This window comes from Modestobacter sp. SYSU DS0657 (genome assembly GCF_054050925.1).
The window spans coordinates 1-18815 of record NZ_JBJHAG010000009.1; the positions used below are offsets into that span (position 1 = coordinate 1).

At 74.3% G+C, this 18815-nt stretch carries 18 protein-coding genes; 10 read left to right on the plus strand and 8 right to left on the minus strand.

What is annotated here, in order from left to right:
• Nucleotides 1-143: 143 nt before the first annotated feature.
• Together ACI79A_RS07705 and ACI79A_RS07710 are read right to left on the minus strand one after the other, a co-directional pair.
• Nucleotides 144-1034 carry a glutamate ABC transporter substrate-binding protein gene (locus tag ACI79A_RS07705; RefSeq protein WP_457081654.1) on the minus strand — a complete coding sequence of 297 codons (891 nt, stop codon included), beginning with the start codon at nucleotides 1032-1034 and terminating at the stop codon, nucleotides 144-146.
• Between the two features lie 30 nt (nucleotides 1035-1064).
• Nucleotides 1065-1820 carry an amino acid ABC transporter ATP-binding protein gene (locus tag ACI79A_RS07710; protein WP_457081656.1) on the minus strand — a complete coding sequence of 252 codons (756 nt, stop codon included), beginning with the start codon at nucleotides 1818-1820 and terminating at the stop codon, nucleotides 1065-1067.
• Nucleotides 1821-1974: 154 nt separating this feature from the next.
• Between ACI79A_RS07710 and ACI79A_RS07715 the strand changes: the two genes are divergently transcribed.
• The gene (locus ACI79A_RS07715; RefSeq protein ID WP_457081658.1) at nucleotides 1975-2433 is read left to right on the plus strand and encodes a hypothetical protein; all 459 of its coding nucleotides are present in this window, start codon (nucleotides 1975-1977) and stop codon (nucleotides 2431-2433) included.
• 41 nt (nucleotides 2434-2474) lie between these two features.
• Nucleotides 2475-3938, plus strand: coding sequence for a tRNA (N6-isopentenyl adenosine(37)-C2)-methylthiotransferase MiaB (miaB, locus tag ACI79A_RS07720; protein ID WP_457081660.1), 1464 nt, complete (start codon nucleotides 2475-2477; stop codon nucleotides 3936-3938).
• 132 nt (nucleotides 3939-4070) lie between these two features.
• Here miaB and ACI79A_RS07725 read toward each other — a convergent pair whose 3' ends face one another.
• From ACI79A_RS07725 to ACI79A_RS07735, 3 genes are all read right to left on the minus strand, one after another.
• Complete coding sequence (locus tag ACI79A_RS07725; RefSeq protein WP_457081662.1) at nucleotides 4071-5213, minus strand: glutathione-independent formaldehyde dehydrogenase; 1143 nt, start codon at nucleotides 5211-5213, stop codon at nucleotides 4071-4073.
• A 32-nt stretch (nucleotides 5214-5245) separates the two neighbouring features.
• On the minus strand, nucleotides 5246-6799 hold the full coding sequence (locus ACI79A_RS07730) for an alpha/beta hydrolase fold domain-containing protein (RefSeq protein ID WP_457081664.1): 1554 nt from the start codon (nucleotides 6797-6799) through the stop codon (nucleotides 5246-5248).
• A 220-nt stretch (nucleotides 6800-7019) separates the two neighbouring features.
• Nucleotides 7020-8747, minus strand: a complete 1728-nt coding sequence (locus tag ACI79A_RS07735; protein ID WP_457081666.1) for a DUF349 domain-containing protein — start codon at nucleotides 8745-8747, stop codon at nucleotides 7020-7022.
• A gap of 40 nt (nucleotides 8748-8787) precedes the next feature.
• Between ACI79A_RS07735 and ACI79A_RS07740 the strand changes: the two genes are divergently transcribed.
• Genes ACI79A_RS07740 through dapF form a run of 3 tightly spaced genes read left to right on the plus strand, consistent with a single transcriptional unit; the run spans nucleotide 8788 to nucleotide 11311 of the window.
• Nucleotides 8788-9480 carry a hypothetical protein gene (locus tag ACI79A_RS07740; protein ID WP_457081668.1) on the plus strand — a complete coding sequence of 231 codons (693 nt, stop codon included), beginning with the start codon at nucleotides 8788-8790 and terminating at the stop codon, nucleotides 9478-9480.
• A complete protein-coding gene (gene miaA, locus ACI79A_RS07745) occupies nucleotides 9477-10412 on the plus strand; it encodes a tRNA (adenosine(37)-N6)-dimethylallyltransferase MiaA (protein WP_457081670.1) in 936 nt (311 codons plus the stop codon). The genes ACI79A_RS07740 and miaA overlap by 4 nt, the downstream gene beginning before the upstream one ends.
• Nucleotides 10409-11311 carry a diaminopimelate epimerase gene (gene dapF / locus ACI79A_RS07750; RefSeq protein ID WP_457081672.1) on the plus strand — a complete coding sequence of 301 codons (903 nt, stop codon included), beginning with the start codon at nucleotides 10409-10411 and terminating at the stop codon, nucleotides 11309-11311. The genes miaA and dapF overlap by 4 nt, the downstream gene beginning before the upstream one ends.
• Nucleotides 11312-11314: 3 nt before the next feature.
• On the opposite strand, the gene ACI79A_RS07755 is transcribed toward dapF, so the two are convergent.
• Nucleotides 11315-11515 carry a hypothetical protein gene (locus ACI79A_RS07755; protein WP_457081674.1) on the minus strand — a complete coding sequence of 67 codons (201 nt, stop codon included), beginning with the start codon at nucleotides 11513-11515 and terminating at the stop codon, nucleotides 11315-11317.
• Between the two features lie 85 nt (nucleotides 11516-11600).
• Complete coding sequence (locus ACI79A_RS07760) at nucleotides 11601-12923, minus strand: MFS transporter (RefSeq protein ID WP_457081676.1); 1323 nt, start codon at nucleotides 12921-12923, stop codon at nucleotides 11601-11603.
• Between the two features lie 65 nt (nucleotides 12924-12988).
• On the opposite strand from ACI79A_RS07760, the gene ACI79A_RS07765 reads away from it, so the two are divergent.
• From ACI79A_RS07765 to ACI79A_RS07780, 4 genes are all read left to right on the plus strand, one after another.
• Nucleotides 12989-13519, plus strand: a complete 531-nt coding sequence (locus ACI79A_RS07765) for a helix-turn-helix domain-containing protein (protein WP_457081678.1) — start codon at nucleotides 12989-12991, stop codon at nucleotides 13517-13519.
• An 82-nt stretch (nucleotides 13520-13601) separates the two neighbouring features.
• Entirely contained in the window at nucleotides 13602-15086 is a 1485-nt protein-coding gene (hflX, locus tag ACI79A_RS07770) for a GTPase HflX (RefSeq protein WP_457081680.1), read from the plus strand.
• A 165-nt stretch (nucleotides 15087-15251) separates the two neighbouring features.
• Nucleotides 15252-15989: a phosphatase PAP2 family protein gene (locus tag ACI79A_RS07775; RefSeq protein ID WP_457081682.1), complete on the plus strand. Its 738-nt coding sequence runs from the start codon at nucleotides 15252-15254 to the stop codon at nucleotides 15987-15989.
• A complete protein-coding gene (locus tag ACI79A_RS07780) occupies nucleotides 15961-17025 on the plus strand; it encodes a hypothetical protein (RefSeq protein ID WP_457081684.1) in 1065 nt (354 codons plus the stop codon). Before ACI79A_RS07775 ends, ACI79A_RS07780 begins: the two co-directional genes overlap by 29 nt.
• Nucleotides 17026-17069: 44 nt before the next feature.
• Here the strand turns inward: ACI79A_RS07780 and lexA are convergent, their stop codons facing one another.
• The gene (lexA, locus tag ACI79A_RS07785) at nucleotides 17070-17885 is read right to left on the minus strand and encodes a transcriptional repressor LexA (RefSeq protein WP_457081686.1); all 816 of its coding nucleotides are present in this window, start codon (nucleotides 17883-17885) and stop codon (nucleotides 17070-17072) included.
• 247 nt (nucleotides 17886-18132) lie between these two features.
• Between lexA and ACI79A_RS07790 the strand changes: the two genes are divergently transcribed.
• Nucleotides 18133-18675 carry a LysM peptidoglycan-binding domain-containing protein gene (locus tag ACI79A_RS07790; protein ID WP_457081688.1) on the plus strand — a complete coding sequence of 181 codons (543 nt, stop codon included), beginning with the start codon at nucleotides 18133-18135 and terminating at the stop codon, nucleotides 18673-18675.
• Nucleotides 18676-18815: the final 140 nt, after the last annotated feature.

Sequence of the window (18815 nt, forward strand, 5' to 3'; positions counted from 1 at the left end):
GGGGGGGGGGGGGGGGGGGGGGGGGGGGGGGGGGGGGGGGGGGGGGGGGGGGGGGGGGGGGGGGGGGGGGGGGGGGGGGGGGGGGGGGGGGGGGGGCGCCCCCCCCCCCCCCCCCCCCCCCCCCCCCCCCCCCCGGGGGTGGATCAGTAGCGCTCGACGGCCGGCGGCTCGGGGGCCTCGGTGCCGGTGATCGAGCCGGCGGTCGCGTCCCACGCGTCCTCCCACGAGCCGTCCTCGTAGGACTGCTCGAGGACGTCGTTGATGAAGTCGCGGAACTCGTCGTCGCCCTTGGCCAGCCCGATGCCGTAGGGCTCCTCGGTGAAGGCGTTGCCGATCAGCTCGAAGTCACCCTCGTTCTGCGCGACCAGACCGGTGAGGATGACGTTGTCGGTGGTCACCGCGTCGACCTGCCCGTTGCGCAGGGCCTCGGCGCACTGCGAGTACTCGCCGAACAGGGTCAGCTGCGCGTCCGGGTAGTTCTCCTGCACGTACTGGGCCGGCGTCGAGCCGTTGACCGAGCAGGTGCGGATGTCGGGGAAGGACTCCGGGCCGGTGACGCCCAGCGGGTTGCCCGCGGCCACCATGATGTCCTGCCCGGCCTCGTAGTACGGCCCCGCGAAGTCGATGACCTCCTTGCGGGCGTCGTTGATGGTGTAGGTGGCGACCACGATGTCGACCTGCCCGTTCTGGATGAACGGCTCCCGGTTCTGGGACTGGGTCTCCACCCAGTCGATGTCCTCGGGGGCGATGCCGAGCTCGGCGGCGACCAGCTTGCCGATCTCCACGTCGAAGCCCTCGGGCTCACCGCTGGGGCCGACCAGGCCGAAACCGGGCTGGTCGAACTTGGTGCCGATCGTGATGGAGCCGGCCTCGGACAGCTCGGCCATGGTCGTGCCGGCCTCGAAGTCGGTGTCCTCGTTGACCTCGACGTTGTTTCCCCCGGCGTTCTCGGCCTGGTCGCCGGCGTCGCTGGAGCAGCCGGTCAGCACGATGCCCAGGGCCGCCAGGCCGGCGGCGTAACGGGTGATGCGCATGAGAGGTCCTCTCGTCGGTGGTGCCGCGGATCAGTGGTTGAGGATCTTGGAGAGGAAGTCCTTGGCCCGGTCGGAGGTCGGGTTGGTGAAGAACTCCTCCGGGGTGGCGGACTCGACGATTCGGCCGCCGTCCATGAAGACCACCCGGTTGGCCGCCCGGCGGGCGAAGCCCATCTCGTGGGTCACCACGACCATCGTCATGCCGTCGCGCGCCAGGCCGGTCATGACGTCGAGGACCTCGTTGATCATCTCCGGGTCCAGCGCGGAGGTCGGCTCGTCGAAGAGCATCACCTTGGGGTCCATCGCCAGCGCACGGGCGATGGCCACCCGCTGCTGCTGGCCGCCGGACAGCTGAGCGGGCACCTTGTCGGCCTGGTGGCCCACGCCCACCCGGTCGAGCAGCTCGCGGGCCCGCTTCTCGGCGTCGGCCTTCGACTGCCTGCGCACCTTGACCGGCCCGAGGGTGACGTTCTCCAGCACCGTCTTGTGCGCGAAGAGGTTGAAGCTCTGGAAGACCATGCCGACGTCGGCACGCAGCCGGGCCAGCTCCTTGCCCTCCTCGGGCAGGCGCTGGCCGTCGATGGTGATCTCGCCCTGCTCGATCGACTCCAGCCGGTTGATCGTGCGGCAGAGCGTCGACTTGCCCGACCCGGACGGGCCGATGACGACGACGACCTCGCCGCGGTCGATCGTCAGATCGATGTCCTGCAGGACGTGCAGTTCGCCGAACCACTTGTTGACGCCGGACAGGCGGACGAGAGGCTCTCCGGTCGGACGTTCGGTCACAGGCGGTGACCCTAGGTGGCTCCCAGACGCCTGGAGGTCGCCGGGCCATCACGATGCCGTAACGAAGGCGTCTCCCGGGCCTCAGACCCCATCGTGGGTGTAGCGGCGGTCACGATCCGTGCGTGCCGACGGCGCTCCCGGGTACCGGCGGGTCATGTCGAAGCCGAGTCTGCTCAGCTCGCTCGCCCGTGGCACGGGCGCCGCACTCGCCGGCACGACGGTGATGACCGCCTTCCAGCGGCTGGTCGAGCAGCCGCTCACCGGCCGTGCGGACAGCTACGCGCCGGCGGAGATCGCCGAGGCGCTGCTGCCGGTCCGCCCCTCGACCCGGGCTGCCTGGACCCGGCTCAACTGGGTGGCGCACTTCGGCTTCGGCACCGTCTGGGGCGTCGGCCACGCGCTCGCCACCCGGGCGGGGCTCCGCGGGCAGCGAGCCGTGCACGTCGTCTTCGCGCTCGGCTACCCCGCCGACGTGCTGGCCGGGAAGGCGCTGGGCGTCTACTCCCCGAGCCGGTGGAACCGGCAGGACTGGGTGGTCGACGTCGTCAACAAGTACGTCGCGCTGCAGGCCACCGCACTCGTCCACGACCGGTTCCTGGCCCCTGGTCGCTGACGCGGGACCGCCCACCGCCCGCGCCTCCGTACGATGCGGTGGTGAACGGCAAGACCTACCTCATGCGCACGTACGGCTGCCAGATGAACGTGCACGACTCCGAGCGCCTCTCCGGGCTGCTGGAGTCCGCCGGCTACACGGCTGCCCCAGAGGGCACCGACGCCGACGTCGTCGTGCTCAACACCTGCGCCGTCCGGGAGAACGCCGACAACCGGCTCTACGGCAACCTGGGGCACCTGCGCCCGGTCAAGGACGCCCACCCCGGCATGCAGATCGCGGTCGGCGGCTGTCTGGCGCAGAAGGACCGCGGCGAGATCGTCCGGCGGGCCCCCTGGGTCGACGTCGTCTTCGGCACCCACAACGTCGGGTCGCTGCCGGCGCTGCTCGAGCGGGCCCGGCACAACGAGGAGGCCCAGGTCGAGATCGCCGAGGCGTTGGAGGTCTTCCCCTCCACGCTGCCGGCCAAGCGGGACTCCGCCCACTCCGGGTGGGTGTCGATCAGCGTGGGGTGCAACAACACCTGCACGTTCTGCATCGTCCCGGCGCTGCGCGGCAAGGAGAAGGACCGCCGCCCCGGCGACATCCTCGCCGAGGTGCAGGCGCTGGTCGACCAGGGCGTGCTCGAGGTGACCCTGCTCGGGCAGAACGTGAACGCCTACGGCGTCGAGTTCCGCGACCGCGGTGCCTTCGCCGACCTGCTGCGCGCCACCGGCGCGATCGAGGGCCTGGAGCGGGTGCGCTTCACCAGTCCGCACCCGCGCGAGTTCACCGACGACGTCATCGCCGCGATGGCGGAGACGCCGGCGGTCTGCCACCAGCTGCACATGCCGCTGCAGTCCGGCTCCGACGAGGTGCTGCGGCGGATGCGCCGCGGCTACCGGCAGGACCGCTACCTGGGGATCATCGACCGGGTGCGCGCCGCGATGCCCGACGCCGCGATCACCACCGACATCATCGTCGGCTTCCCCGGTGAGACCGAGGCGGACTTCGAGCAGACCCTGCACGTCGTCCGGCAGGCCCGGTTCGCCAGCGCCTTCACCTTCCAGTACTCCAAGCGCCCCGGGACGCCGGCCGCGGAGATGGACGGGCAGCTGCCCAAGGAGGTCGTGCAGGAGCGCTACCTGCGGCTGACCGCGCTGCAGGACGAGATCAGCTGGGCGGAGAACCGCGCCCTGGTCGGCCGCCGGGTCGAGCTGCTCGTCGCGGCGGGAGAGGGGAGCAAGGACGCCGACCGCGGCCGGCTGTCCGGGCGGGCCCGGGACGGCCGGCTGGTGCACTTCACCGCCGCCGACGGCGTCCGCCCGGGCGACGTCGTCGAGACCGTGGTGACCGCGGGCAAGCCGCACTTCCTGGTCGCCGACGGCGCGCTGCTCTCGCACCGGCGCACCCGCGCCGGTGACGCGGCCGAGGCCGGCACCCGGCCGACGACGCCCGGCGTACTGCTCGGCATGCCGGCCGTCGGCGTCCCCGCGCCGCTGCCGGCCGTGGTGCCCTCCTGCGGCTGAGGCCGGCGCTGCCCCCTCGGGACAGTTCTTGATCAGGTGACCTGACCAAGAACTGTCCCCCTGCACCAATGCTGGTGCAGGGGGACAGTCGGTGATCAGGTCACCTGATCCAACGCTCGGGTCAGGCCGGCCTTACTGACCGGGCTTGAGCAGGACCTTGGTCCAGCCCTGGTCCCGGTCGTCGAAGCGCTGGTAGCCCTCGACGGCCTGGTCCAGGCCCAGCTCGTGGCTGGTGATCATGCCCGGGTTGGCCTTGCCGTCGATGATCAGGTCACGCAGCTGCCGGTTGTACCGCTTGACCGGCGCCTGCCCGGTGCCCATCGACTGGCCCTTGGTGAAGAAGGTGCCGAACTGCCAGGGGATGCGCCCCTCCTTGGAGAGGTCGCTGCTCGCGCCCGGGTCCTGCGGCACGTAGACGCCGACGACGCCGATGCCGCCGGTGGCGCGGACCACCTGGACCAGGTTGTCCAGCACCAGCTCCGGGTGCTCCTCACCGCCGGAGTCGTGTGCCTGGTACCCGACCGCCTCGACGCCGCGGTCCACGCCGCGCCCGCCGGTGGCGTCCAGCAGCTGCTGCACCGGGTCACCGGCGCTGAAGTCGATCGGGGTGGCCCCGTACTTCTCCGCCAGCGCCAGTCGGTCGGTCTCCTTGTCGACGACGAAGACCTCCGACGCGCCGCGGATCATCGCGCTGTGCGCGGCCATCAGCCCGACCGGGCCGCCGCCGAACACCGCCACCCGGTCGCCGACCTGGAAGCCGGACAGCTCCACGCCGTGCCAGCCGGTCGGGAAGATGTCGGAGAGCATCGTGAAGTCGTTCTCGTGCTCGGTGCCCTCGGGCAGGTGGAGGAGGTTGAAGTCCGCCCACGGCACGCGCAGGTACTCGGCCTGGCCGCCGTCGTAGGGGCCCATGTTGGCGTAGCCGTAGGCGGCGCCGTCCATCCCCTCGGTGGGGTTGGCGCGCAGGCAGAACGACGTCCAGCCGTCAGTGCAGTTGCGGCAGGTGCCGCAGGCGATGTTGAACGGGACCGAGACGCGGTCGCCGACCTTGATCCGGTCGACGCCGTCGCCGACGGCCTCGACGACGCCCATGTTCTCGTGACCGAGGACCTTGCCCTCCTCGACGGAGGTGCGGCCCTCGTACATGTGCAGGTCCGACCCGCAGATGTTCGTGGTGGTGATCCGGATGACCGCGTCGGTCGGCGCCTGGATCGTGGCGTCCGGCACCTCCTCGACGGTGACGTTCTTGGGGCCTCGGTAGATGACGGCCTTCATGTGCGCGTGCTCCTTCCGGTGGGGGAAGACGCTCAGCGGCTGCTGAACGCGCGAGTGAGGTGTGCGGCTGCGTCCTGCTGGGCCTGTTCGGCCTCGTCCAGGACGGCGGCCGCGCCGAAGAACTCGTGCATGACGCCGGCGAAGTAGCGGTGGGTGGTCGGCACCCCGGCGGCCTCGAGGTCGCGGGCGAACTGCTGGCCCTGGCTGCGGAGCACGTCGCGCTCGTCGGTGATGACGAGCGTGGGCGGCATGCTGGCGCGCTGCTCGGGCGTCCAGTCCAGCAGCGCGACCCGCGGGTCGGTGGTGGCCTCCGGCTTGCCCTGGAAGGCGTGCATCGCCATCCAGGACAGCAGCGCCCGGTTCAGCGGGCGGCCGTCGGCGGCGTCCTCCATCGACTCGCCGAACTGCTCGGCGGTGGTGAGCGGGTAGACGCAGACCTGCGCCACCGGGGTCGGCTGGCCGTTGGCGGCCAGTTGCAGGGAGGTGGCCGCGGCCATGGTCCCGCCGACGGACTCCCCGCCGATGGCCATCCGGTTGGGGTCCCCGCCGAGCTGCCGGGCGTTCTCCCGCACCCAGGTCCAGGCGGTCAGGACGTCGTCGTGCGAGGCGGGGAAGACCGCCTCGGGCGCCCGCCGGTAGTCCGGGGAGACGACGATCGCGTTGGTCTTGTTGCACAGCCCGCGGCAGGAGGCGTCGTAGGTGTCGACGTCGAACAGCACCCACCCGCCGCCGTGCACCCACATCACGATCGGCACCGGGCCGACGCCGGGGTCGCTCGGCGTGTACACGCGCAGGGTCTGCTCGCCGCCGGCGCCGTCGGGGATCTTCAGGTCCTGCACCGAGCCGACCGGCTCGGCGCCTTCGATGCCGCGGTCGGCCATGACCTTCTTCACCGCGTCGTCCGGGCCGGGCTGCTTGCGGGCCTCGGTCGGGGTGAGGATCTCGAACGGCAGCGGCCCGAGGGAGGAGTGGGCGTCGACGATCGCCTGGGCCTGCGGGTTGAGCAGGCCGCTGGCGTCGGTGGCGAGCTCCTTCTGCCGGCCGGAGAGCATGTCGCGGACGTGGTCCAGCGGCTTGGCCAGCATCCCGGCGATCTTCTCCGCGATCCCCTCGTCGGGGGCGTGCGGGTGCGGCCGGGTCGGCGCCATCCGCTTGTTGGTCAGGAACTTCTCGCCCAGCTCGGCCATCCGCTGCGGACCGGCCTTGGCCCGGAACTGCGGCAGTTCGTCGTTCTCCTCGTCGTCCACGTGGTGGCGGACGACGGAGATCAGCTGGCCGACGGCTTCCTCGAACTCCGGCTGGCCGGGCTCGGTGCGGCCGAGGGTCACCAGCAGTTCCTTGATCTGCTGGTGCTCGTGCTCGGCGTCGTCGTGCTCGTCGGTCATCCCGATCTCCGGCCAGATCGGGTAGAGCACGACCTCTTCGGCGAAGGCGTGCGCCGCGAGCTCGAAGGAGATCTGGTCGACCAGCACCCGGCGGTTGCCGCGGCCGGCCTCGAGGTGCTGGAACTGCCGGTCGACGATCGCGTGGTCGTCGGCGATGAGGTGGTCGATGTCGCCGGGCTGGGTGGGGTAGGACAGGGCCACGAGGGCTCCTTCCGGATCGGTGTCGGCCGCGCACGCATGCGGCGCGGCGCATTCCGTTGTCCACGGCCTACCCGTCGTCCCGGGGGCTACACGACCGTTCCGGAGAACACCGAGGGCCCGTCCGGCGAACGGACGGGCCCAGGTGATGTGCAGGAGCGGTCAGGCCCCGTCCCGAGGCTCACCCAGAGCTTGCGAGGGGTGAGGAGGACGGGGTCCTCCTTCAGCGGCGGCTGGCGGCCTTCTCTGCCTCGGCGAGCCACTCGCGGCGGGTGGCCAGGTTGGCCTCCGCCTCGCTGATCCGCTTGGCGTTGCCGGCGGCCTGCGCCTTGGCCAGTTGCTCCTCGGCCTTGGTGACCGCCGCGCGCATCGAGGTGAGCAGCGGGTTCTCCGGCTGCACCCGCGGGCGGGAGGCGTCGGCGACGCCGCGGAACTTCTCCTCCACGGCCCGCATCCGGTCCTCGAGCTGACGCATCACGCCGCGAGGCACGTGCCCGATGGCGTCGTAGCGCTCCTGGATCTTCCGCAGCGCGTTCTGGTTGCCGCGATTGGCCGGGTCGAGCTTCTCGGCCTCGGCGAGCAGCTCCTCCTTGGCCTTCTGGTTGGCCAGCTCGTCGCTGCTGCGCGCCTGGTCGTTGGCGGTGCGGGCGGCGAAGAAGACGTCCTGCGCGGCGCGGAACTTCTTCCACAGGTCGTCGTCGGTGTCCCGGCCGACCCGGGGCACGGCCTTCCAGCGGTCCATCAGCGTGCGCATCGCGGCGCTGGTCGGCCCCCACTCGGTGGAGGTGGACAGCCGCTCGGCCTCGGCGATGAGCTCCTGCTTGGCCGCGCGGGACTCGCTCCGCTGCTTGTCCAGCTCGGCGAAGTGCGCGCCCCGGCGGCGGCCGAAGGCGTCCCGCGCCGCCGCGAAGCGCTGCCACAGCGCCTCGTCGGTCTTGCGGTCGATGCCCTTGATCGTCTTCCACTCCTCGACGATGGCCTTGAGCCGGTCGCCGGCGGCCTTCCACTGAGTGGACTCCGCCGCGATCTGCTCGGCCTCGGCGGCGAGGGCCTCCTTGCGCGCCACCTGCACGGCCCGCTGGGCAGCCCGCTCACGGCGGTTCGCGGCGACGGCGGTCTCGGCCATGCTGCTGATCGCCCGGGCGCGCAGGGCCAGGTGGTCGAGGTCGCCGACGGCGGCGGCGGTGAGGATCTGCTCGGCGAGCTCCTCGGCCTTGGTCTTGATCTCGTTGGGGTTGCCGGTGTGCGCGGCCAGCCGCGCCTCCAGCAGGGCGACCTCGGTGGCCAGGTCGTCGTAGCGCCGACCGAAGTGGGCCAGCCCCTCGTCGGGGGCACCGGCCTGCCACGAGCCGACGGCGCGCTCACCGGTGGTGGTGCGCACGTAGACGGTGCCCTCGTCGTCGACCCGGCCCCACTCCGACGGGTCGGAGGGGGCGACGGCGGGGACGACCAGCGGCTCGGCGGACGGGGCGCCGGCCCCGCGACCGCGGCCACGGCCACGGTTCCGGCCCGGCTTCGGCGCCGGTGCGTCGGTGGCGGGCTGCGACGACGACTCGGCGGCGGACTCGGCGGACGTGTCGGTGGCGGCCGGGGAGCCGCCGGCGGAGGTGCCGGCGGCGTCGGTCACCGCCTGGGCGGGGGCATCGGTGCCGGTGGGGACGGCGGCGTCGGGGGTCGCGGCCAGGGGCCCCTCGTCGACCGGTGCGACCTCGACCGAGGGCTCGGCCGGCGCGGCTGTAGCGCCCTCTGCTGCTGCCGGGGCCTCCGGGACGTCGCCGCCCTGCTCGGGGGCGCCCTCGTCGGCGGCGTCGGTGGGGACGGCGGCGTCCGGCGTCGCGGCCAGGGGCCCCTCGTCGACCGGCGCGACCGCGGTCGCCGCCGTCTCGGGGGCCTCCTCGGCGCCGGGGGTGGCCTGCTGCGTCCGGTCTCCGGTGTTCTCCGTGCTCGACACGCCAGCAGTCTCCCACGATGCATCCGCGACACTGCCTGGCGTGAGTCCTCCCTCTCCGGTCACGGTGGCGTTCTGCCCTCAGGCGCCGGTGCTGCTGCCCGTCGTCGCCGGTGCGCCCAGCCACGGCCTGTCGGTCCTGCGGGCTGCGGTGTCGGCCGCGGTGCAGACCGTGCTGGACGCCGGACCCGAGGTCGTGGTCGTCGTCGGCGACGGCGCCGACGGGGTCCGGTTCGGTCCCGGGGACGGCGGTGACCTGCACGGACTCGGCGTCGACCGGGAGGTGCCCTTCGCCGGCCGGGTGCGGCCGGGGGGCCGGCGGCCGCCGCTGCCGCACCTGGTCGGCGCGCAGCTGCTCGACCACGCCGGCCACACCGGCTCCCGGCTGGGGGTGGGCCCCGACGACCTGGCGTGCGCGCTGGCCGACCTGCCCGGACCGGTCGGTGTGCTGGCCATGGGCGACGGGTCGGCGCGGCGCACCGAGAAGGCGCCCGGGGCCCTCGACCCGGCGGCTGCGCCGTTCGACGCCGCCGTCGCCGCGGCGCTGGCCGCCGGGGACACCGGGACGCTGGCCGGGCTGGACGCCGCCGAGGGTGCGCGACTGCTCGCCGCCGGGGTGCCGGTCTGGCGGGCCGTGGGCGCCGCGCTCCGGGGCAGGCCGGTCACCGCGGAGCTCCGGCACGACGCTGCGCCCTTCGGCGTGGGCTACCTCGTCGCCTCCTGGACGGCGCGGTGACCGGGCCGTCCGCGGCCCTGCCGCCGGTGGTCGCCGTCGTCGGCCCGACGGCGACGGGCAAGACCGCCCTCGCCGTCGCCCTGGCCCACCGGCTCGGCGGGGAGGTGGTCAACGCCGACTCGATGCAGCTCTACCGCGGCATGGACATCGGCACCGCCAAGCCCACCACCGCCGAGCGGGGCGGGGTGCCGCACCACCTGATGGACCTCTGGCACGTGCGGGAACCGGCCTCGGTGGCCGAGTACCGGCAGCGGGCGCGCGCCGAGATCGGCCGGCTGCGCGCCGCCGGCGTCGTCCCGCTGCTGGTGGGCGGGTCGGGCCTGTACGTCCGCGCCGTCCTGGACGAGCTCGACTTCCCGGGCACCGACGCCGCGGTGCGGTCGCGCCTGGACGGCGAGCTGGCCGCCGAGGGGGGACAGGCCCTGCACGACCGGCTGGCGGCGCTCGACCCCGCGGCCGCCGCGGCCATCCTGCCCAGCAACACCCGCCGGGTGGTGCGCGCGCTGGAGGTCATCGAGCTCACCGGGCAGCCGTTCACCGCCCGGCTGCCCGACCCCCGCCCCGTCTACCCGTCGGTGACCATCGGCCTGGACCGGGCCCCCGAGGAGCTCGACGACCGGGTGGCCCGCCGGGTGGACGCCATGTGGGCCGCCGGCTTCGTCGCGGAGGTCGAGGCCCTGGCCGCCGACGGGCTGCGCGAGGGGCCCACCGCCTCCCGGGCGCTGGGCTACGCGCAGGTGCTCCAGCAGCTCGACGGGGCGCTCACCCCCGCCGAGGCGCGGGAGCGCACGGTCACCACCACCCGGCGGTTCGTCCGCCGTCAGCGCTCCTGGTTCCGCCGTGACGCGGGGACGGCCTGGTTCGACGCCGCCCGCCCCGACCTGGCCGACGCGGTGGCCACGGCGATCACCGACCGTACGATCGGGCGGTGATCGACAGCGCTGGTCCCCGGGTCCTCCTCGGCCACGGCACGGAGAACGACTTCGTCGTCCTGCCCGACCCCGACGGCTCGGTGTGGCCGGAGCGCCGGCTGGACGCGGGGCTGGTGCGCCGGCTCTGCGACCGGCGCGCGGGCCTGGGCGGCGACGGCGTGCTGCGGGTCGTGCCCAGCCGGCACGTGCCCGACGCGGCTGCCGTGCTGGGCGACGCCCTGGATGAGTGCGAGTGGTTCATGGACCACCGCAACGCCGACGGGTCGCACGCGGAGATGTGCGGCAACGGCATCCGGCTGTTCCTGCACGTGCTGGTGACCGAGGGCCTGCTGGACCGGGTGGTGGCCGAGGCCGGCGTGCTGGTCGGCACCCGCGGCGGGCCACGCCGGGTGGGCGCGCTGCCGGACGGCGGGGGGTACTGGGTGGACATGGGCCCGGCCCGGGTGCTCGGCCGCAGCGTCGCCCGGATCTCCGGGCAGGAGTTCCCCGGGCTGGGGGTCTCCATGGGCAACCCGCACCTGGCCGCGCTGACCGACGTCCCGGTCGACACCCTCGACCTCACGGTCCTGCCGGGCGTGGACGCCGGCTTCTTCCCCGACGGGGTCAACGTCGAACTGGTCAACGTGCTGGCCGCCGGGGACGCGCCCGGCGGGGCGAGTGCGCACGTCCGGCTGCGGGTGCACGAGCGCGGGGTGGGGGAGACCCGCTCGTGCGGCACCGGCGCCTGCGCCGCTGCCTACGCGGCCCTGGAGGCCGGGGGCCGGACCGCCGGGACGGTCACGGTGGACGTCCCGGGCGGCCGGCTGTCGGTGCAGTTCGACGGGACGACGACGGTGCTCGCCGGCCCCGCCGTCGTCGTCGCCACCGGGGTGCTCACCCCGGAGTGGCTGGCCGGCTGAGCGTCAGGGCCGGTCCGGCTCGTCGGCCCGGGTCTCCGGGTCGTCGGTCGGCGCCTCGGGCTTGTCGCCCGGCCCGACGTTGCCGACGCCGCGTGGCGCGCCGCGACCGGTGTCCTGGTCCGCGCCGCCCAACGGGTTGCGCGGCGGGTTGAGGCCCACGGGGTCGCGGCCGGGGTCGTCGAGTTCCTGGTCCGGGCTGGTCATCGTCGTCCTCCCTGGTGCAGGTGGTCGGTGCGGATGCGGTCCCCGGCGGGCTACCCGGCGACCGCCCGGCCAACCAGCCGGCTGCTCAGCCGGCCCGTCCGGGGTCGGCGCCCGCGGTCGGCGTCCGGGCCTCGGGGAGAGCGGTGGCGTCGACGGACCCGGTGGCGGTGCGGTCGTGCCCGTCGGGGAGGTCCCGCAGGTGCAGCAGCGGGCTGGCCACCACCCAGCCGGCGGCGAGCACCTGCCCGGCCGCCGCGATCCACAGCGTCGGCAGCACCCCCAGCCAGGTCCCGAGCGCGCCACCGAGCAGGCCGCCCAGCGGCATGGTGCCGAACACGATGAACCGCACGGAGGCGTTCATCCGGCCGAGCAGTACCGGCGGGCAGAGCCGCTGCCGGAAGCTCACCTGGGTCACGTTGTAGGCGACGACCGACCAGCTGAAGCCCAGCTGGCCGAGCGTCAGCAGCACCAGGGGCGCCCCGAGGGCGGCCAGCGGGGTGAGCGCGGTGAACGGCAGCATCGCCAGCACCGACAACGGGATGGCCCGGCCCTCGCCCACCCGCCGGGCGAAGCGCGCCGCGGTCGCCGCGCCGACCAGGCCGCCCACCGCGCCGGCGGAGAAGACCAGGCCCAGGGTGCTCTCCGACAGGTCGAGCTCGCGCAGTGCGTAGAGCACCAGCAGCGTCGTCGTGATCGAGGAGAAGAGGTTCGACGTCGCCGTGCAGGCCACGATCCGGCGCAGCAGTGGCTGCCGGACGACGAAGCGCAGCCCCTCGCCGATCTCGGCGCGCAGCGACCGGCGGCCGGCCTGGTCGGGCACCACGTCGGGCCGGCGGATGCGGCTCAGGAAGAGCGCCGAGACCAGGAACGACGCCGCGTCCAGCGCGACCAGCAGCGGGGCGCCCATCACCCGCAGCAGCACTCCGGTGACACCCGGCCCGGCGACCTGGGCCACCGCGCGGCTGGCCTCCAGCTTGCCGTTGCCGTCGACGAGCTGGTCGCGGTCGACGAGTGCGGGCAGGTAGCTCTGGTAGGCGACGTCGAAGAAGACCGTGGCCGTGCCGGTGAGGGCGGCGACGACGAACAGCTGGCCCAGGGAGAGCACGTCGAGCAGGTACGCCAGCGGCAGCGTGCCCAGCACTCCCGCCCGCACCAGGTCGGCGGTCACCAGCACCCGCCTGCGCCGCCACCGGTCCACCCAGGCGCCGGCGGGGAGGCCGATGAGCAGGAAGGCCGCGGTCTCCAGCGCGGTGAGGAACCCCATCTGCAGCGGCGTCGCGTCCAGCAGCGAGACCGCCAGCACCGGCAGGGCGAGGAGGGTGACCTGGGTGCCGACCTGGCTGACGGTCTCCGCGGCCCACAACCTGCGGAAGTCGGCGTGCCTCAGCAGGCTGCGGTCACTGGTCACCGGGCGAGCCTGGGGCAGTGATCGGGAGATGTCAATCACTGCGGTCGACGTCCTACGCTGGCCGGATGAGCGAGCGGGAGCAGTCGGCGCGGATCTCCGGGGAGCGCCGTCCGGCCACCGACGCCGAGGCCCGCGCGCTGGCCTCCGCCGTCCGGTTGCGGATCCTGCGGCTCTGCCTGCACGAGGCGCTGACGAACAAGGAGATCGCGGCCCGGCTGGGCCGCAACCCGGCCACCGTGCTGCACCACGTGCGCACCCTGGTCGACACCGGCTTCCTCAGCGCCGAGCCGGTGCGGCGCGGCAACCGGGGCGCCCGGGAGGTGCCCTACCGGGCCACCGGGAGGAGCTGGTTGATGGACGGCGCGGGCGCGGCGCCGCCGGGGTCGGACGTGGTGCTTGCGGCCTTCCTCCAGGAGGTCGCCGCCGTGGGCGAGGAGCACCTGGAGAGCACCCGGCTGGGGCTGCAGCTGGACCCGGATTCGGCGGCGGAGTTCCGCAGCCGGCTGTACGGGCTGCTGGACGAGTACGCCCGCCGGCCGGCGGACCCGGCGGGGGAGCGGTGGTCGGTCTACCTCGGGATGCATCCGGAGCCCTGAGGTGTTGTACCGGGCGATGACGACACAGTCGATGACGACAACTCACTCGCCCCGCACCGAGGGGCGTGCCACGCTGGACCCGATGACCACCGCTGCTGACCGCGACGCCCTCGCTGCCGAGGACCGCGCTCCGACCGCTCCCGCCACCACCCGCCCGGCACCGGCCGGGGCCTGGGACGAGCCGGACGACACCACCGGCTCCTACGCGCTCGAGGAGCGCGGCGCCCTGCGGCGGGTGGCCGGTCTCTCCACCGAGCTCACCGACGTCACCGAGGTCGAGTACCGCCAGCTGCGCCTGGAGCGCGTCGTGCTGGTGGGCGTCTGGACCGAGGGCACCGCGGTCGACGCGCAGCGCTCGCTGGCCGAGCTCGCCGCGCTGGCCGAGACGGCCGGCTCCGAGGTGCTGGAGGCCCTGGTCCAGCGCCGCGACAAGCCCGACCCGGCCACCTACGTCGGCTCGGGCAAGGCCACCGAGATCCGCGACATCGTCGCCGCCACCGGCGCCGACACCGTGGTGTTCGACGGCGAGCTCACCCCCGGCCAGCTCAACCAGCTGGAGAAGGTGCTCAAGGTCAAGGTGGTCGACCGGACCGCGCTGATCCTGGACATCTTCGCCCAGCACGCCACCAGCCGGGAGGGCAAGGCACAGGTCGAGCTCGCCCAGATGCAGTACATGATCCCGCGGCTGCGCGGCTGGGGTGAGTCGATGAGCCGGCAGGCCGGTGGCCGCGTCGCCGGCGGTGGCGGCATCGGTACCCGTGGTCCCGGTGAGACGAAGATCGAGACCGACCGCCGTCGGATCCGCGCGCGGGTGAGCAAGCTGCGCAAGGAGATCGCCGGCATGGCGACGGCGCGCGCGACCCAGCGCTCGAGCCGGTCGCGCAACGCCGTCCCGAGCGTGGCGATCGCCGGGTACACCAACGCCGGCAAGTCCAGCCTGCTCAACCGGCTCACCGACGCCGGGGTGCTGGTGCAGGACGCGCTGTTCGCGACGCTGGACCCGACGGTCCGCCGCGCGCAGACGCCGGAGGGGCGCGAGTACACCCTCACCGACACCGTGGGGTTCGTTCGGCACCTGCCGCACCAGCTCGTCGACGCGTTCCGTTCGACGCTGGAGGAGGTGGCCGGCGCCGACCTGCTGCTGCACGTCGTCGACGGCTCCGACCCCGACCCGATCGGGCAGATCAACGCGGTGCACACCGTGCTCTCCGAGATCGACGCCTCGGCGGTGCCCGAGCTCATCGTCGTGAACAAGGTCGACGCGATGAGCGAGGAGGACGTCCTCACGCTGCGCCAGGCCCTGCCCGGGGCGGCCTGGGTATCCGCGCGCACCGGTGAGGGGATCGAGGCGCTGCGCGACGTCGTCGCCGCCCGGCTGCCGCACCCGCACGTCGACGTCGACGTCCTTCTGCCCTACGACCGGGGTGACCTGGTCGCCCGGGTGCACCGGGACGGCGAGGTGCTCGAGGAGCGGCACGAGGCCGACGGCACCCGGCTCAGCGCACGGGTCGACGACGGCCTGGCCGCGGCGCTCGACGAGTTCACCACTCCCGTCGCCGGCGCCTGACCGCCCGGCCGGTGGCGCCGTCCGCCTGGGTGCCCGGGCGGCGGACTCGCCGGCCGGGGCCGGTGGCCAGCTCGACCACTGCGCGGCGCGACCTCGTCCGGTCGCGCCGCGCAGTGCTGTCCCGAGATGGTCACGGAGAGGTCACGGTGCCGGTACCGTGACGTCGTGGCGAGCGGAGCGGTGCGCGTGAGCGGCAGCGCCGCCGGTGACCCCGCGTCCCGAGCCCCGCGGGTGGTCAGCATCGGCCGGCCCCCCTGGTGGCTGGCGCTGGTCTCCGCGCTCGTCGCGGCCGGCATCACCGTGGACCTCCTCGCCGGTGGCCGGCTGGAACGGCTCGACGTGGCGGTCTCCGAGCAGGTCGGCTCCTGGGGGCTGCGCGACTCCGCCGCCTACTGGCCGGTGTGGGCGTTCACCCAGACCGGCGGACGGGTCACCATCCTGCTGGTCCTGTTCGGTCTGGTCGGCTGGCTCTTCTGGCGGCAGCGCACGGTGGCCCCGCTGGTGCGCGTGCTGCTGGCCCTCGCGCTGCTGACGGCAGCGGTCTACGCCTTCAAGTGGGGCACCGGCCGCACCGCCCCGGCCTATCCGGGCTCGTACTTCCACCGGGGCGGGGAGAGCTTCCCGTCCGGGCACGTGGCGAACGCCGTGCTGATGTGGGGCGTGGCCCGCTGGCAGGTGGTCCAGTACGGCCTGCAGCCCCGCCTGCAGCGGGCGGCCTGGCTGCTCAGCGTGCTGGGGCCGGTGGCCACCGGAGTGGCCATGGTGGCGCTGAACTTCCACTGGGTCACCGATGCAGTGGTGGGAGCGGCCGTCGGCATCGTGCTCTTGGGCGTGGTTCACGCACTCGACGCAGTCGTGGTGTCACGCTGGGTCCGTGCCAGAGTGGGCCGGCCGCACGCGTAGCCGCGCCGGCCGCCGTTGCCTGGCGGACGGGGCGCTCCTCGCCCTGCCCGCGGCGGTCCTGCTCGCGGTCCTGCCGCCATCGGCGGCGCTCGCCGAGGAAGCCGCGCCGAGCACGCGCTGCACCATCACCGACCCGCGGCTGCCGGAGATCTCCGGCCTGGCCAGCGCCGGGGAGACGCTCCTGGCGATGAACGACGGTGGTGACCGGGCGGAGGTCTACGTCCTCGACACCTCCTGCGCCGTCGCGGAGGTGCGGTCGGGGAGCGTCGACCCGTACGACCCCGAGGACCTCGCCCTGGCCGCGGACGGCACGGTCTGGCTGGCCGACATCGGGGACAACAACGCCGCCCGGGAGACCGTCGCGCTGATCGGGCTGCGCCCCGACGGCAGCACCACGCTCACCCGGCTCACCTACCCGGACGGGGCGCACGACGCCGAGGCACTGCTGCTGGCGCCTGACGGCACGCCGTACCTGGTGACCAAGGAGGTGCTCGGCGCCTCCGGCGTGTACCGCCCGGATGCGCCGCTGGCCGACGGGGCCACGGTGCCGATGACCCGGGTGGTCGGGCTGGGCCTCACCCTGACCGGCACGCCGGGCGGGCCGGTCGGCCGCGCGGGGCAGCTGCTGGTGACCGGGGGCGCGGTGTCGGCGGACGGGCAGCGCATCGCCCTGCGCACCTACACCGACGCCTACGTCTGGACGCTGACCGGTTCCGACGTGCCCGGCGCGCTGTCCGGCGCGCCGGGCCGGATCGCCCTCCCCGACTCGCCGCAGGGTGAGGCGATCACCTTCGCGGCGAACAACCGCGACCTGCTGGTCACCAGCGAGGGGCTGCCGGCGCCGGTGACCCTGGTTCCGGTGCCGGCTGAGCAGGCTACGAGCACCCCGATCGATCCGGCTCCCAGTGCGGGACCGACCGGGGAGCTGGTGACCGCGGCTCCCGGCGTCGCCCCGGTGACGGCCGGCATCATCGCGGCCGGGGTGGCTACCGTGTTCGTCTGGATCGGCGGGAAGATCCGCCGCCGGCGGGAGTGACCGGCCGCCGGCGGGAATGACCCGGCCGGCGGCCGACGGTGGCGTCAGACCCGGCGCAGCACGGTCACGACCCGGCCGAGGACGGTGGCGTCGTCGCCGGGGATCGGCGCGTAGGCCGGGTTGTGCGGCAGCAGCCACACGTGCCCGTCGCGGCGCTTGTAGGTCTTCACGGTCGCCTCGCCGTCGATCATCGCCGCGACGATCTCGCCGTTCTCGGCGGTGGGCTGCTGGCGGACCACCACCCAGTCGCCGTCGCAGATCGCGGCCTCGACCATCGAGTCACCGGTCACCTTGAGCATGAACAGCGTGCCCTCGCCGACCAGTTCGCGCGGCAGCGGGAAGACGTCTTCGACGGCCTGCTCCGCCAGCACCGGGCCACCGGCGGCGATGCGGCCCACCAAGGGCACGTAGGTGGGTGCCGGGGCGCCCGCCTCGTCGACGCCACTGCCCGCACCGGCGGCGGCGAGCACATCCGCCGAGGCGTCGGCACCGGCGGTCACGCCCTGCTCGCCCGGCAGCCGGACGTCCAGTGCGCGCGGCCGGTTGGGGTCGCGGCGCAGCCAGCCCTTGCGCTGGAGCACCGAGAGCTGGTGGGCGACCGAGGAGGCGGAGGAGAGGCCGACGGCCTCGCCGATCTCGCGGACCGAGGGCGGGTAGCCCCGGCGTTCGATGGAGTCGCGGATGACCTCCAGCACCCGGCGCTGGCGCTGGGTGAGCCCGTCGCCGGCCTCGCCGCGGTCGGGGAACTCGCGCACGGCCGCACCCCCGGTGTCCGCTGCGGGCTCCGCCGCCTGCCCGGCCGGGCGCCTGCGTCGGCTCGACCCCTTGCGCTCGTCCGCCGTCCGGCCGTCGACCGCCATGTGTCCTCCTCGTCCGGCTGCGCGCGCAGCTGCCCGGTGGCATCCCGCCTGCCGGGGCGGGGTGGGACGCCGTCGTGGTCTCCCTGCGCACGGTAGCGGCTCGACGGCGGGTGTTCAAACACGTGTTCGAACACGCGCCGTGTCGGTGCACTCCTGTCGGTGCCGTGCGGTAGACATCGCACAGACGTTCGAATCGAACAGGCGTTCGAGGTCGCACCCGAGGGTGCCTGCTGTGAGGAGTGCACCGATGGTCATCGCCGAGTACCCGGACACCACCGTCGCCCCGCTCCGCCCGCCGCTCCGGCTGGTCTCGCCGGCGCCGACCGCCCGGGCGGGGTCCGCTGGCCGGGTCGGGCCCCGCCCGGCCCGCCGCTCGCAGGTGCGTCCTGGTGGGCGGCCGATGTCCTCACCGGGGGGCGCGGTCGCGCGGCCCGTCCGCGGTGGCGACTGCGGCCCGCCCCGAGCCGTCGCTCCGTGCCCGTCGGCCGGGGAGTGGGCGGAGCTGCCGCTGCGACTCACCCGCCGCGGCCGGCGCGCGGTGGCGGCGCTGTCGGTGGCGGTCGGCCTGGGGGTGGCGGTGGGCACGCTCGCGGTGGTCGCCGACGGGGAGCCCGCGCTGCAGTTGGCCGGCGCCGGCACGGTGGTGGTCCAGCCCGGCGACACGCTCTGGTCGATCGCCGGCGACCTGGCGCCGGACGAGGACCGGCGCGCGGTGGTCGACGCGATCCTCGATCGCAACGACCTCCAGGACGTCGTGCTGCAGCCCGGTCAGGTGCTCGAGCTGCCCTGATGAGGTGCGGCGGGCCCGTCGCCGGGGCCCGGGCTGTGACGGATGGGTGCGCGAGCGGCGGGCGGGTCAGCTGCGGAACACGACACGCACGACAGGGCTTGCACACCTGTAGGGGTGGCCGTACGGTTCCACCACAACAT